Source organism: Reichenbachiella carrageenanivorans (assembly GCF_025639805.1).
Lineage (GTDB): Bacteria > Bacteroidota > Bacteroidia > Cytophagales > Cyclobacteriaceae > Reichenbachiella > Reichenbachiella carrageenanivorans.
Window position 1 is genome coordinate 1,374,018 of record NZ_CP106735.1, and the last position, 15,659, is coordinate 1,389,676.

The 15,659-nt window shown below is 43.9% G+C and carries 13 protein-coding genes; 9 read left to right on the forward strand and 4 right to left on the reverse strand.

Annotation, left to right across the window (positions count from 1 at the left end; all coding sequences use genetic code 11):
• The first annotated feature begins 91 nt into the window (after positions 1–91).
• Positions 92–499, forward strand: a complete 408-nt coding sequence (locus tag N7E81_RS05450; RefSeq protein WP_263052274.1) for a globin — start codon at positions 92–94, stop codon at positions 497–499.
• Between the two features lie 21 nt (positions 500–520).
• Here the strand turns inward: N7E81_RS05450 and N7E81_RS05455 are convergent, their stop codons facing one another.
• Positions 521–1,540 (reverse strand): FAD:protein FMN transferase, encoded by a 1,020-nt coding sequence (locus N7E81_RS05455; protein ID WP_263052275.1) that lies wholly within the window; start codon positions 1,538–1,540, stop codon positions 521–523.
• Between the two features lie 177 nt (positions 1,541–1,717).
• Here N7E81_RS05455 and ruvB point away from each other — a divergent pair, with 177 nt between their 5' ends.
• Positions 1,718–2,746, forward strand: coding sequence for a Holliday junction branch migration DNA helicase RuvB (gene ruvB, locus N7E81_RS05460; RefSeq protein WP_263052276.1), 1,029 nt, complete (start codon positions 1,718–1,720; stop codon positions 2,744–2,746).
• 1 nt (position 2,747) lies between these two features.
• Positions 2,748–3,677, forward strand: a complete 930-nt coding sequence (gene queG, locus N7E81_RS05465) for a tRNA epoxyqueuosine(34) reductase QueG (protein WP_407692711.1) — start codon at positions 2,748–2,750, stop codon at positions 3,675–3,677.
• A gap of 51 nt (positions 3,678–3,728) precedes the next feature.
• Here queG and N7E81_RS05470 read toward each other — a convergent pair whose 3' ends face one another.
• Entirely contained in the window at positions 3,729–4,250 is a 522-nt protein-coding gene (locus N7E81_RS05470; RefSeq protein WP_263052278.1) for a hypothetical protein, read from the reverse strand.
• Between the two features lie 150 nt (positions 4,251–4,400).
• Between N7E81_RS05470 and N7E81_RS05475 the strand changes: the two genes are divergently transcribed.
• Positions 4,401–6,446, forward strand: coding sequence for a M3 family metallopeptidase (locus N7E81_RS05475; RefSeq protein ID WP_263052279.1), 2,046 nt, complete (start codon positions 4,401–4,403; stop codon positions 6,444–6,446).
• A 33-nt stretch (positions 6,447–6,479) separates the two neighbouring features.
• On the opposite strand, the gene N7E81_RS05480 is transcribed toward N7E81_RS05475, so the two are convergent.
• Positions 6,480–6,893, reverse strand: a complete 414-nt coding sequence (locus N7E81_RS05480) for a hypothetical protein (RefSeq protein WP_263052280.1) — start codon at positions 6,891–6,893, stop codon at positions 6,480–6,482.
• Between the two features lie 208 nt (positions 6,894–7,101).
• On the opposite strand from N7E81_RS05480, the gene N7E81_RS05485 reads away from it, so the two are divergent.
• On the forward strand, positions 7,102–8,508 hold the full coding sequence (locus N7E81_RS05485; protein ID WP_263052281.1) for an MATE family efflux transporter: 1,407 nt from the start codon (positions 7,102–7,104) through the stop codon (positions 8,506–8,508).
• Positions 8,509–8,570: 62 nt separating this feature from the next.
• Here N7E81_RS05485 and acs read toward each other — a convergent pair whose 3' ends face one another.
• Complete coding sequence (gene acs, locus N7E81_RS05490) at positions 8,571–10,466, reverse strand: acetate--CoA ligase (protein WP_263052282.1); 1,896 nt, start codon at positions 10,464–10,466, stop codon at positions 8,571–8,573.
• A gap of 232 nt (positions 10,467–10,698) precedes the next feature.
• On the opposite strand from acs, the gene N7E81_RS05495 reads away from it, so the two are divergent.
• The 4 genes from N7E81_RS05495 (at position 10,699) to N7E81_RS05510 (ending at position 15,657) form a co-directional block, all read left to right on the forward strand.
• Complete coding sequence (locus tag N7E81_RS05495) at positions 10,699–11,868, forward strand: AIR synthase related protein (RefSeq protein ID WP_263053062.1); 1,170 nt, start codon at positions 10,699–10,701, stop codon at positions 11,866–11,868.
• Between the two features lie 190 nt (positions 11,869–12,058).
• A complete protein-coding gene (locus tag N7E81_RS05500) occupies positions 12,059–13,183 on the forward strand; it encodes a Fic family protein (protein ID WP_263052283.1) in 1,125 nt (374 codons plus the stop codon).
• Positions 13,184–13,349: 166 nt separating this feature from the next.
• A complete protein-coding gene (locus N7E81_RS05505) occupies positions 13,350–13,721 on the forward strand; it encodes a hypothetical protein (RefSeq protein WP_263052284.1) in 372 nt (123 codons plus the stop codon).
• 1 nt (position 13,722) lies between these two features.
• Positions 13,723–15,657 (forward strand): sensor histidine kinase, encoded by a 1,935-nt coding sequence (locus tag N7E81_RS05510; RefSeq protein WP_263052285.1) that lies wholly within the window; start codon positions 13,723–13,725, stop codon positions 15,655–15,657.
• Positions 15,658–15,659: the final 2 nt, after the last annotated feature.

Here is a 15,659-nt window from a genome sequence, read left to right on the forward strand (position 1 = left end):
CCGATAAGTTCAAAGGTCATTTGAAAAGATGATTTTGATCAGATGCTCATTCAATAGAGTCAAATAGTTTTGCTGTTTTAACCAGACAGCTATGCTTACAGAAGAACAATTAAACCAACTTAAACTCAGCTATGGGAGATGTACGGTTTCCCCTAAATTTTTCGATGATTTTTATCAAATTTTTTTCGCTTCGTCTCCAGCGATTCAAGAACGATTTAAAAACACGGATATGGAGGCTCAAAAGGCTTTGTTAAGGCATGGGTTGTCTCATTTGATCAAATTTGCAGTAGGCAGTCATGCAGCGGAACTAAAGGTAAATCGATTGGCGGAATCGCACGATCGCACACATATGGATATACCTGCTTGGATGTACGAAAAATGGATTGAGTCCCTCATTAAGGCCATTTCTATACACGATAAAAAAATCAATGATCGCCTGATTGATCAATGGAATCAAACCATGCAGGTTGGGATTAATTATATGATTGCTAAGTATTAAAGTCGAGTTGAAAGGAAGTTTTTAAGGTAAGATTTCTATTTGAGACCGAATGCCTGCTGTGGCGTAGGACTTTAGTGTTCCGTCAGTTTCTGAGTATATAAAGAAAGCATCCACTCCGTTTAGTTTTTCTATCATACGAATAGACTCCTCCAGGCCTAGCACCATACAAGCCGTCGCATAGCCATCGGCGATTGTGCAATTGTTTGCGAAAATGGACGCACTTAGCAGGTGGTGCGAAATCGGATAGCCTGTGAAAGGACTGATGGTGTGGCTGATGATTCGATCATTTTCTTTATAATAATTCCGATAATTGCCAGAAGTGGCTAGAGATCGGTTTTTTACAAACACGGTGGCAAATGGGTGGCCTACAGTTTGACTCATCTCTGGAGTTTCGATGCCTATTTTCCACACAGTTTGATTTTGGTTTTGACCTTGACAACGGACTTCCCCACCAATCTCGATCATGTAATGGTCTATGTTTTGTGATTTCAAAAAGTCAGCAATGACATCTAAAGCATAGCCTTTGGCAGAAGCGCTAAAAGACAATGAAGTGTGGGCGGGCTTATGAGCCGAGGACTCATCGAATGTGACCTGTTCGAATCCTACAACCTGAAGTAATGAATCCACAATAGTACTGTCTAAACTCGATTTTTTCTTTGGCCCAAAGCCCCAAGCATCTATCAGAGGCCCGATGGTGGGGTCGTAAGCACCTCCACTGTTTTCGAATATTTCTTTGCTCATCTGTAGGACGGGATGCATAAATCCAGATTCGAAGATGATGGTGTCATTTTGGTTGAACCGAGAGATTTCGGAATCCGGGATATAGGTAGAAAGAGACTGATTCAAAGCAACTAGAATCGAATCGATTTCCTTTTTGTAATCATCCTCTTGTGCTGCGATGTATTTGATGGAATAGGGAATGGTACCCATTGTGGTACCAGTTACATGCTGCAATATTAGGGTTTTGATGGGGTTGATCTGACGATAAAGAACCAAAACCCCTACGGCCAATACCATCAATAAAATTCGTCTTTTTTGCATCACTTCTATTTTTTGCGTGAGCAAAGAAAGAATATTTAACCCAATTGAGCGATATGGATTGGTCGCTATGAAGAGGGTGGTGAAAGTAATATCTCTCTACAGAATCAAACTTTAGGAAAGCGAAGCCTCACAGACTGCTCTGAATATTCTATTTTTGACGAAATTATTCTTGATTTTATGAGGGAAGATTATTTGAATGCAGATGGGGAAGACCTGAATCCTGAAGAAGTAGAGTTCGAAAAAGCACTACGTCCGCTGTCGTTCGATGATTTTACGGGGCAGGCCAAGGTGGTAGAAAACATCAAAATATTTGTGCAAGCGGCCAAACAGCGGGAAGAGCCGCTAGACCATGTATTGCTCCATGGCCCTCCTGGCTTGGGCAAAACCACCCTCTCGCATATCATCTCCAACGAACTGAATTCGAGTATCAAAGTCACCTCTGGCCCCGTGCTAGACAAGCCTGGCGACCTAGCGGGTCTGCTCACCAACCTAGAGCCTAACGATGTCTTATTCATAGACGAGATCCATCGTCTCAATGCCGTAGTAGAAGAGTACCTCTACTCCGCCATGGAAGATTACAAAATTGATATCATGCTCGACTCGGGGCCAAGTGCACGGTCGGTACAGATCGGGCTCAACCCCTTTACACTTATCGGTGCCACTACCCGTTCGGGTTTGCTCACTTCTCCGCTTCGCGCCAGATTTGGCATCAATGCCCGGTTAGAGTATTATGACTCTGGCTTGTTGACTAGTATTGTAAAAAGGTCTTCGAGTATATTGGGGATGCCTATAGAAGAAAACGCTGCACTAGAACTGGCTAGGCGAAGCCGGGGCACGCCTCGTATCGCCAACAACCTGCTCCGTCGGACACGTGACTTTGCTCAGATCAAAGGCAATGGCACGATCACGAAAGCCATCACGACATTTGCCCTAGAGGCATTGGATGTAGATGCACATGGATTGGATGAGATGGACAACCGTATTCTCTCCACCATTATTGAAAAATTCAAAGGAGGCCCTGTGGGCATCTCCACCATCGCTACGGCCTGTGGCGAGGAGGCAGATACCATCGAAGAGGTCTATGAGCCATTTTTGATCAAAGAAGGTTTTCTCAAGCGTACCAGCCGAGGCAGGGAAGCTACCGAACTAGCCTACAAGCATTTGAAAATAGTACCGCCATCTCGCATGGGTACTTTATTCGACTGATATCGTGAACCGCACCAAACTCACCCAACTGATCAAACAAAAATCCGCTGAAGAAGGATTCCAATTTTGCGGTGTGGCTAAGGCGGAGTTTTTGGAAGACGAAGCGCCCAAATTAGAAAATTGGCTCAATCAAGGCATGCACGGAGAGATGGCCTACATGGCCAATCACTTCGACAAGCGCCTCGACCCGACCAAGCTCGTAGAGGGAGCCAAAACGGTGATTTCATTGCTCTACAATTATTACCCCGAAAAAGACCTGAACGAGGGCAAAGAGGTGAAAATAGCCAAATACGCTTTTGGCAAAGACTATCACTACATCATTAAGCCCAAGCTGAAAACCGTACTCCAAGCTATCACCGAGCAAGTAGGAGAGGTAGACGCTAGAGTATTTGTAGACTCTGCGCCCGTGCATGAGCGTGCTTGGGCAGCTAAGGCGGGACTTGGCTGGGTGGGTAAAAACTCGCTACTCATCAATCGGTCGATGGGCTCTTTTTTCTTCCTTGCCGAAATCATTTTGGATGTGGAGCTCGACTATGATGGGCCGATCAAAGACTATTGCGGCACCTGCTCGGCTTGTATGGATGCCTGTCCTACGGATGCCATTCCTGCGCCCTATGTGGTGGACGGCAGCAAGTGCATCTCGTACCTCACCATCGAGCTCAAAAATGAAATTCCCAAAGCCTTTGAAGGGCAGATGGAGGGCTGGGCTTTTGGCTGCGACATTTGTCAGGACGTATGTCCGTGGAATCGATTTTCGAAGCCACACCAAGAGAAGGATTTTGCTCCAAATGGCAAACTAGGCGAGATGAAAAGGGTGGATTGGGATGAGATGACTGAAGAGCTCTTTCGAGAAATATTCAAAGGCTCGGCCGTGAAGCGCACCAAGTTTTCCGGACTGAAAAGAAACCTTGATTTCTTGAAAAAGAAATAGCCTTCCTGAATGATTCAGAAAGGCTATTATATAATAATGAGTGTAATTCTTTTATTGCTTGAATGTATAGTAGATACCTACGTTGAACATAGAAGCAGGAGACATGTTGAAGTCTAGTGCGAAATTGGTGTCTGTGTAGGAGTCGTTAGCAAACAAGCCTAGACCTTGGCCTGCACGGCCTACGATGCCCCATCTTTCAGCTAGTGAAAGTGCGAAACCTGCGTCTACAAATGCTTCGAAAGCAGACTCGTCAAAATCTCCCCCTACTTTGTTGAACCGAGCGTTTGCACCAATATACAAAGAGAATTTTTCACTGATAGGCCACCATTTTCTTAGATATACGTGTGGAGCAATGATTGACATTTCTGCACCTACTCCACTAGTTTTGTCACTGGTGTAGTTCAATACAGCACCAAGTTGTAAGTCATTTTTCAACCATGTGCCTACTTCTGGGGCTATTTTTACGTAGTCTTCTTGAAAGCCAATAGCTCCGCCTACATACATGCTTCCTTCCTGCGCATATACTGATGATCCTACCAGTACGGCTGCTAATAGAGTAAATAATTTTTTCATTAGTTATTAAGTTTTGATTATTAAGAAAAGTTGATGCAATAATACGATAAATACAACCTTATCTTCAAAATTAACTATTCATTAATATGAACATGGCACAGTCATTTGTATGAGATTCTTCTATTTTTGCCGACTCAAAATTGAATGAATATGTCTAGTAACAATCCTCTTTTACAGTCTTTTAGTACTCCGTTTGGTGTGCCTCCGTTTGCTCAAATTCAACTTGATCATTACCAACCTGGTATCGAACAATTAATCGAGAAATCACGGGCAGAAATACAGCTCATTGCTGAAAATGAGGAAGCGCCAAGTTTTGAGAATACCATAGTTGCCCTAGAGCGAAGTGGCCGAGGGTTGGATCAGGCGGCAGAGATATTTTTTAATCTCAACTCTGCAGAGACTTCAGACGAGATGCAAGCTTTGGCCAATAGCATTTCGCCATTGCTCACCGAGTTTGGGAACGAAATCATGCAAAACGAGCAATTGTTTGCACGAGTCAAAGTCGTATATGATACGCAGTCTGGCCTGAGCCTCGACAAGGAAGATCACATGCTGCTTCGAAAAACCTATTTGGGATTTGTCCGCAGTGGAGCCAATCTTAGCGAAGCAGACAAGAAAAAATATAGTGCCCTTTCCAATGCCCTTGCAATGGCCTCCTTGAAGTTTGGTGAAAACGTACTAGCCGAAACCAATGGCTATGAACTCCTTATTGAAAGTGAGGAAGATCTGGTGGGATTGCCAGAGGGAGCTATCGATGCTGCGGCGCTAGCTGCAGAGGAAAAAGGCCACAAAGGTATGTGGCTCTTTACGTTACAGGCACCTAGTTTTCTTCCATTTATGGAATATGTGGAAAACCGTGAGCTCAGAGAAAAAATGTACAAAGCCTACATGTCGAAGGCTTTCAAAGGTGATGAATTCGACAATCAGGAAATAGTGAAGGAGATCGTTCGGTTACGATTCGAAATGGCACAACTGCTCGGCTACGACAATTATGCCGACTATGTGCTAGAAGAGCGTATGGCCGAAAAACCGCAAAAGGTCAAAGACTTTTTGAATGACCTGCTGGAAAAGGCATTGCCCAAAGCCAAAGAAGAGGTAGAAGAACTAAAAGCTTATGTGAAGAAACTGGGCGACGACATCACGCTGGAGCGATGGGACTGGGCATTTTATTCTCAAAAACTAAAGAATGAAAAATACCAGCTCGACGATGAAATGCTGCGTCCTTATTTCCAATTGGAAAAGGCGGTAGATGGCATTTTTCAGGTGGCTCAGAAACTGTATGGGTTGACATTCAAAAAGAATGACGACATTCCGGTCTATCATAAAGACGTGCAGGCCTACGAAGTAGAGGACGAATCGGGCAAGCACATTTCGGTATTTTATGCGGACTTTTTCCCTAGATCGGGCAAAAGAGGAGGCGCTTGGATGACCTCCTATCGCGGGCAATGGAAAACAGAGGCCGATCACAGACCAGTAGTGTCCATCGTTTGCAATTTCACCCCGCCGTCGGCTACTAAGCCCTCGCTGCTTACTTACAACGAGGTGGAGACTTTATTTCACGAGTTTGGCCATGCCTTACATGGTATGCTGGCAGATGGAAAATACAGCTCATTGAGTGGCACGAGCGTATATTGGGATTTTGTGGAGCTGCCTTCCCAGATATTAGAAAACTGGCTGATGGAAAAAGAATGTTTGGATCTTTTTGCTAGCCACTATCAAACGGGAGCGTCTATTCCTGCGGATTTAATCGAAAAGATAAAAGCCTCGTCCAATTATCACGAAGCCTATCAGACGCTTCGCCAGATCAGTTTTGGACTGATGGATATGGCGTGGCACTCACTATCTAAAGAAAACATTGACGTAGCTGACGTGGCTGCTTTTGAACAGACTGCTATGCAGCAAACAGATTTATTCAACCCGATACCAGGGACGTGTATGAGCACACAGTTTAGCCACATTTTTCAGGGAGGATATGCCGCGGGGTATTACAGTTATAAGTGGGCTGAAGTGTTAGATGCCGATGCATTTTCTGTCTTCAAAGAGAAAGGGTTATTTGATTCTGTTACTGCAAAATCTTTCAAAGAAAACATTTTATCTAAAGGAGGGAGTGAGCACCCCATGGAACTGTATAAAAGGTTTCGTGGTCAAGAACCCACGGTGGATGCACTGCTAGAACGAAGCGGATTAAAGGCCTAAATGGACAAGTCATAAAAAGACTATTGAACGAACTTATGCTCTAGTAATCACCATTTGTACAGCATAGGTCGAGCTGTTGTTGGCTTTTTCATCGGATTTGGTTGGGTAGATTAGCCGTTGGAGTTCGATGGTGTAGTTCTTATAAGTTGCTGTGGGCAGCGATTGATCACCGATCGACAAAGTTTTGTTTGTTCCACTGATGTTGATTGTGATAGCTAGTGTGCCATTCGTGAGACAAGTTGTGTCATAGGGGCAAAGAGAGTCATTGAGGAGTTCAGAAAAAGTAAGTGTTACGGTAGAGCTTTCCACCTCTACCGTCTCTCCTTCTTTGATAGAAAAGGACTCCCCAAGTACGATTAGTTGTGGTTCGTCGCAGCAGGAAGGGTTGGGGTCGTCACAACTTGCTAGGACCAGTACTACGCCCAGCACACGTAAAAATTTATTCATAATATCAATACCCATTTTGTCGCTTAGAAGTTGATGAGCCACAAAAATAAATTCAAATATATAGTTTAATTGAAAATAGAGCTATCTTAGCGCCATTATGAAGTTCCTCAAAAAGATCATAGCATCCACGGCCACTCCGGCCACCACTGTCTAAGGCCACTTAGACCTCAGCTATTTTACTTTTTTTACCTCTTTATATTTTATAAAAATGACAAGTTTGATCCAAACCCTTCAAAAAGGGTATAAATATTTTCTTATTGCCCTAAAGGGTGAAGAAACAGAATTCACTACCGGCAGCATCAACAAGGCCATATTTTTATTGTCCGTGCCGATGGTTTTAGAAATGATTATGGAATCATTGTTCGCCGTGGTCGATGTGTTTTTCGTGGGTAAAGTCAGTGTAGACGCAGTAGCTACGGTAGGGCTTACCGAATCCGTAGTCATGATTGTATATTCTGTAGCCATAGGTTTGAGTATGGCTGCCACGGCTGTAGTGGCCCGACGCATCGGGGAGAAGAATCCCAAAAAAGCAGGCGATGCGGCTTTTCAATCTATACTTATTGCGGTTTCGATCTCGATCGTCGTGAGCATATTTGGTATCATCTACGCGGAGGATATCCTGCGCATGATGGGAGGCACTGAGCAGCTGATTGCTCAGGGGGCTGGCTATACCCGAGTGATGCTCGGCGGCAATGCCAGTATCATGCTGCTCTTTCTGATCAATGGCATCTATCGTGGTGCAGGTGATGCGTCTATGGCGATGCGGTCGCTGTGGATTGCCAATGGGTTGAATATAGTGCTTGACCCAATATTCATTTTTGGCTTGGGTCCCATTCCGGGTTTTGGTGTGGAGGGCGCTGCTATAGCGACCACGATTGGCAGATCTACGGGTGTTTTTTACCAGCTCGTTGGTTTGTTTGGTGGCCAGCGTATCATCAAACTGACGATCGAAAACGTGAAAGTACAATGGCAAACCATCAGAAGGATATTCGACATCGCCGCAGGAGGCATGGGACAATTTTTGATCGAGTCGGCCAGCTGGATATTTCTTGTTCGGATTATTTCTGAATTTGGCAGTGCCGCATTGGCGGGATATACCATCGCGTTTAGAATCATTGTTTTCACCATACTGCCCTCTTGGGGCATGGCCAATGCCGCAGCTACGCTAGTGGGTCAGAATTTGGGCGCGGGCAAACCAGAGAGAGCCGAAAGCTCCGTATGGAAAACGGCGCACCTCAACACTGCGTTTTTGTTTGTGGTTTCTATTGTATTTTTCTGGTTTGCTCAAGAGTTTGTGGGTATTTTCTCCAACGAGCCAGTAGTCAAAGAGCATGGTGCTTTGGCACTGCGCGTGATTTGTGTGGGTTACATCACCTTTGCCTATGGGATGGTGATCAGCCAAGGCTTCAATGGCGCTGGAGATACCAAAACACCGGTGGTGATGAACATTATCTTTTTCTGGCTCATACAGATTCCGCTAGCCTATACACTGGCTATTTATCTGAATTATGGATTTCTGGGAGCCATGATCTCTGTAGCCGTAGCCTTTGCGCTGCACGCGCTGGCTTGCATCTATTGGTTTAGAAAAGGCAAGTGGAAATTGGTGAAGGTATAAAAGAATAGGTTCAACCCTTCCAAAGTTTTGAACTTTGGAAGGGTTTCTTTTTTACCGTCATATCACTGCGCCCCTTTAATAATCTCTTCCACCACCTCTGGGTTCAGCAAAGTAGAAGTATCTCCAAGGCTTGACGTGTCATTCTCTGCTACCTTTCTCAAAATCCTTCGCATGATTTTACCCGAACGGGTTTTGGGCAAACCAGTCACCAACTGGATTTTGTCAGGTTTGGCTATAGGCCCGATGATTTTGTTTACCGTTGCTTTGATCTCTTCTTTCAGACTGCCTTCGGTTCGTCCTTCGGCATCGCAGATTACATAGGCATAGATGCCTTGTCCTTTGATGTCGTGCGGATAGCCTACCACGGCAGATTCTACAACGAGAGGATGCTCGTTGATGGCATTTTCTACTTCGGCAGTACCCATTCTGTGGCCAGATACATTGATCACGTCATCTACTCTGCCCATGATTCGGTAGTATCCGTCTTCGTCTCGCCTCACTCCGTCGCCTGTAAAGTACATGCCTTTGTAGGTAGAAAAATAGGTGTCGATGCAGCGCTGGTGATCCCCATACGTGGTGCGTATCATCGATGGCCATGGGAAGTTGATACATAGGTTGCCTTCTACGCCGTTGCCTTTGAGTTCGTTGCCCTCTGCATCTACGATCACAGGCCTGATGCCTGGCAGGGGTAGTGTAGCATAGGCCGGTTTGGTTGGCGTAAGCCCCGCCAAGGGAGAGATCATGATGCCGCCAGTTTCGGTCTGCCACCAGGTATCTACGATTGGGCACTTGCCTTTTCCGATATGATCGTGGTACCAGTGCCAAGCCTCTTCGTTGATCGGCTCACCTACAGAGCCTAGCACTTTTAGAGAGTCTAGTTTATAAGGTAGCACAGGGTCTAGTCCATACGCTTGCAAAGCTCTAATCGCCGTAGGTGCTGTGTAAAATTGATTGACTTGATATTTGTCTATGATTTCCCAAAAGCGCCCAGCGTCTGGGTAGGTAGGCACTCCTTCGAACATGACCGTGGTAGCACCAGCGAGCAATGGCCCGTATACGATATACGAATGCCCAGTGATCCAGCCTACATCGGCAGTACACCAATACACATCGTCACTATTGTATTGAAACACATTTTGAAATGAAAACTGAGTGTAAACCATGTAGCCGCCCGTTGTGTGTACCACGCCTTTGGGCTGACCAGTCGACCCAGAAGTGTAGAGGATAAAGAGCATGTCTTCGCTGTCCATTACTTCTGCTTTGTGTGTCTTTTCTGCCTTGGCTGTTTCTTCGTGCCACCAAAGATCGCGACCCGCTTGCATCGTTACTTCAGTTTTGGTTCGTTCTACCACGATCACTTTTTCGATGGTGGTGCATTTTTCTAGTGCTTCGTCTACTACGGCCTTTACAGGAATACTTTTAGCACCTCGGAAGTTTCCGTCTGAAGTCAAAACTACTTTGGCCTCACAGTTGATGATTCGGTCTGCAAGAGCAGAGGACGAAAAGCCCGCAAATACTACGGAATGCACGGCACCTACTCTAGCACAGGCCATCATGGCGATGGCTGCTTCGGGGATCATGGGCATGTAGATGATCACACGATCGCCTTTTTTCACGCCATTGTTGAGCAGGACATTAGAAAACTCACATACTTTTTCGAAGAGTTGCTGGTAGGTGAGTGTGATGCCCGCCTCTTTGGGATCGTTGGGTTCCCAGATGATGGCTGGCTTGTCGCCAATGGTGTATAAATGGCGCTCCAGCATATTTTCGGTGATGTTGAGTTTGGCATTTTCAAACCACTTCACCTCTGCTTTTTCAAAATCGTAATCGACCACACGATCCCATTTCTTTCGCCAAAAAAATTGATTGGCTACACGTTCCCAGAAGGTTTCGGGATTGGCTATGCTTTTTTCATAAGCCAAAAAGTACTCACTGAGGTTTTCTATTTTTGTCAACATGTTAATTTGTCTTTGTAATCGTTCATTTCAATGCTTCCTAAATTTATATCCTTTTGCTAATTATGGGCTAATTTTTAGCTGAATTACATAGAATTTAGGCTTAATGTTTAAATCTAAATAAAATCTTACGTTAGTATTAAAATCTTGATAAGCCAATCCAATCCATTGAGAAATATAGATTCGAAGACAGAGTTTATTAGCTTTGCGATCGAATCCTAAATACCAATTCGTGATGAACGAAAGATACATGCAGCGAGGCGTATCCGCCTCTAAAGAAGACGTACACAATGCCATCAAAAACATCGACAAGGGCGTATTTCCAAATGCCTTTTGTAAGATCGTGCCTGATATGCTGGCAGGTGATGAGGCCTACTGCAACATCATGCACGCAGATGGCGCGGGCACCAAGTCTTCGCTGGCTTACATGTATTGGAAAGAAACGGGTGACTTGTCCGTTTGGAGAGGCATTGCTCAGGATGCGGTCATCATGAATACAGACGATCTACTTTGTGTGGGAGCAGTAGATAATATCCTCCTCTCTTCTACGATTGGTAGAAATAAAAACTTGATTCCCGGAGAAGTTCTAACGGCACTAATCGAAGGCACGGAAGAAGTCTTGCAGATGCTTCGCGACAATGGCGTGGACATTCGCTCGACGGGCGGAGAAACTGCCGACTTAGGAGATTTAGTCAGAACGGTAGTAGTAGACAGCACCGTGATCGGCCGAATGAAAAGGGCCGATGTAGTTACCAATGAAAATATCCAAGGTGGCGATGTGATCGTAGGATTGGCATCTTATGGACAAGCCACCTATGAAAGCGAATACAACGGAGGCATGGGCAGCAATGGGCTGACTTCTGCTCGTCACGATGTATTTGCCAAAAAATATATGGAGAAATACCCAGAGTGTTTCGATCCTTCGGTGCCAGCCGATTTGATCTATTCTGGATCGAAAGACTTGTTGGACAAGGTGGAAGGTTCGCCTTTGGATGCAGGCAAATTGGTACTCTCTCCTACACGTACCTATGCACCGATCATCAAGCAAATGCTTGAAAACTACCGCAGCCAGATTCATGGCATGATACACTGCAGTGGCGGTGCGCAGACCAAAATGCTACACTTTGTAAATGACGTGCATGTGATCAAAGACAACCTGTTTGAGATTCCTCCACTTTTCAAATTGATCCATGCTGAAAGCGGCACGGATTGGAAAGAAATGTATAAGGTATTCAATATGGGTCACCGTATGGAACTCTATGTTCCTGAAGCGATCGCTCAAGATTTGATTCAAATTTCAGAATCCTTTGGCGTACCTGCTCAAATCATTGGGCGAGTGGAGTCGTCAGAGCAGACCAAAGCCACCATTACTACAGAGAATGGTACATTCGAGTATTTGAAGTAATCTTCTGCTGATCCCGTACCCAAAGGAAGGTCATTCATAGGAATTAAAGCGTTAAGAATATTTTCTTATAAGAACGCTCATTAATAAAGTTTTTTGCAAAAAACTTTATTAATGAGCGTTCTTAATAAAGCATTTGCTATATTTCTTTATTAAGAAGATCCGCTAATAAAGAAATCAGTAAAAAGTTAAGATGCGAACTTTCAAATCAGGAAACTATCAAAGTCAAGGAAGCTACAAAAGTTTTCAGCCAGAGCTGATCAATAAGCCTTGGCAAATCACTGATATGGAGTTGATGAGTTTGCTCGGTCAGGCAGATAGACAACTAGGAAGATTAGACATGTACTCGGAGTACGTTCCTAATATTGAGCTTTTCATTAGCATGCATGTGCTAAAGGAGGCCACCAAATCCAGCAAAATCGAAGGCACACAAACCAATATCGAAGAAGCGCTCTTAGAGAAATCTGAAATTCGTGAAGAAAAGAGGAATGACTGGGAAGAAGTTCAAAATTACATTTCAGCACTTAAATCAGCGATTGATAAACTGCAAAATTTACCTTTTTCAACTAGGTTGATCAAACATACGCATCAAATCTTGTTGCAAGGGGTACGTGGTAAACACAAACTTCCTGGTGAATTTAGATCCAGTCAAAACTGGATTGGTGGAGCTACTATAAGCGACGCCACTTTCATTCCCCCCACCCATCATACCATTGATGAATACATGAGCGATTTGGAAAAATTTGCTCACAACGGGGATTTCTTTTTTCCTGATTTATTAAAAATCGCGCTGATTCATTATCAGTTTGAAACGATACATCCATTTTTGGATGGCAATGGGCGAGTGGGTCGAACCATGATCACGCTCTATCTCGTAGAGAAGCAAATATTAAAGCAGCCGATTCTCTATTTATCTGATTTTTTTGAAAAAAACCGAACGTTATATTATGACAACTTGATGAGGGTGCGAGAAAAGAATGATCTCAATCAGTGGTTCAAATTCTTTTTGACAGGCGTGATCGAAACGGCTAAAAGTAGTATTCAAACCTTCGACGGGATTCTCAAACTGCAACGAGAAATAGACCAAAATCTACAAACATTAGGAGCCAGAGCCAATAATGCTCAAAAAGTGATGTTGGAGCTATATCGTCATCCTATGATCAATGCCAAGCAACTCAAAAAATTGACAGAATTGTCATTGCCCTCTGCTTACAAGCTCATCGACGACCTTGTACAGCTAGGTATTATCAAAGAATTCACAGGCAGCAAACGAGGGAAAAATTATGTCTTCGATCAATACCTGAGTTTGTTTCAGTAAAAAGAGCACAATCACAAGTTCAAATTGTATTCAAGTAAGACTTCGATAAATTCATCATTTCATCTCACACAAACCGCTTTGTTTTTCCTCGACATTGATTAATATTAGGATTCCGCCTGTACTCAATTAATTTTATTTTTAACTTTAAAACATAACCATAATACTTATGGCAAACATTAATGTAACCATGACAGTTGATACGGCTGCCTTGGCGTCAGGGTCAACCCCTGCACAAGCTTGCGCTTTACACGATTCTGCTGGTGATCCAGATGGAAGTACTGACTTTACTATAAATGCAAAACATGGAGATACTGTTACCTTTAACATTAAAGCTAAGGATAATACAACTCCTGTAGCCTACAGCGCTTTTCGATACGAAGGAGGTACTGATGGTGTATTTAATCCCCTTCCATCTAGCTCTAACGCTTGGGTTGGCACTGTTGCTGGAATCTCAGGCGAGTCTGAAAATTATTATATTGATTTCGTTTCCAATGGGAATCCTTATACTTTGGATCCTGCACTAGATGTAGACACTTAAAATGAAAAATATAACAATTTGTAAAAAAACCTATCTAATCATAGGTTTTTTTTTTACTGTACTATTGAGTCATGCTCAAAATCAAAAGGAAGCAGATAGTTTACTGAGCCTTTATAAAAAAGGAGGGCTTACTAGAATTGATGAATTTCAAATTTTAAGAAAAATTGCCAAGCAATCAACCAAACCTGAAGAGAGGCTTCAATATGCTCAAAAACTGATTGTATTAGCATCAGAAGACACAAACTATCTCTGGCTGCATAGAGGGTATATGCAAAAAGGAAGTGCACTGAGGCGACAAGGGAATCTTGATGAGGCTATTGCAGCCTACTTCCAAAGCTCAGAAGCTGCAAAAAAAATTGACTATAGGGCAGGAGTTGGAGGTGCATTGTTGTCAATTGGTGAGGTATATGCAAACAATAATGACCATCACAAAGGCCTTCTTTATAGAAAAGAGGCTATTGAAGTATTGAGAACAACATCTGATTCTGTTACTCTTGCTACTGCACTACTCAATACAGGTTATGGATATTATCTGATTGATAACTATGATAGTGCATTGTTACTCTACGGTGAATCTGGGCAAATTTTTGAAATCCAAGATGTGTTAATTGGCAAAGCATATAATCTAGGTAATGCCGGATTAGTTTATGCCAAACAAGGAAAAACCAAACTAGCAGAGACACAGTTGTCAGAGGCAATAGTTATATTAAATGACCTTGAGGATTCCTATGCCATCACCGAGTTTCAAATCGAGATGGGAGATATTTATCTCAAGAAAAGAAACTACTCGTCGGCAAAGAAATATTTGAACGAAGCCTTAGGCTATGCCATAGAGGACGGTCTCCAAGAAAGAATCCGAGACGCCAGCCTCAAACTTTCAGAGCTCTATCAAACTCAGGGAGACTATCGCAAAGCCTACAACTACCAAAGCCAATACATCACCTATCGAGATAGTATCAACAATGATGAAGTGATCCGAAAAATGGCCGATCTACGCACCGAATATGAGGTGGGCCAAAAACAAGCCGAAGTAGACCTGAAACAAACAGAAGTAGACCTACTCAATGAACAAGCGAGGAACAATCAGATTGTATTGTGGAGTGTGATCGTCATATTGGTATTGGTCTTATGCCTGACCTATGCGCTGCTCAAAGTCTATCGAGTAAAGGTGCGTGCGATTCGAATCGTAAAACAAAGACGACGCATCATCGCTGCACAGCGCGATCAGTTGGAAGATGTGAACCGCACGAAGGACAAATTTTTCTCCATCATCTCTCATGATATCCGAGGGCCGATCAGCAATTTTCAGGGGGTTTCTCAGCTGATCCATATGATGGTAGAAACAGACGATAAGGCTGGATTGCTCAAACTCAGCGGCCTACTCGACACGTCCTCTAAAGAGGTGTCTACCCTACTCGACAACTTGCTAGAATGGGCCATGAGTCAGCAAGGCCGCATGCCATACAAGCCTGAAGAAATCAAACTCCATGAGCTTTGCAATTCGAACCTGAGCATCATGGAGAATCTGGCTACTGCCAAGCAAATCACCCTGACCGAAAAGGTCAAAGAAAAAGTAACGATCACGGCCGATAAAAACAGTGTGTCTACGATCATCAGAAACCTATTGAGCAATGCGATCAAGTTTACCCCAGAAGGCGGCCACGTAGACTTAGCGCTTTCATACGATCTCAATATGGCGGTACTGACTGTCAAGGACTCTGGAATCGGCATACCCAAAGAAAAGATGCAACACCTCTTCGACTTCAAAGGTGAGCGCAGTCGCTGGGGTACAGGTGGTGAGAAAGGTGTCGGCCTAGGGCTCACGCTTGTCCACGAGTTCGTCGAGCTCAACAAAGGCAAGATTGAGGTCGAAAGTGAAGAGGGACAGGGTACTACTTTTAGGGTTTATTTGCCTTTGATGGAGTCTTCCATTTAATG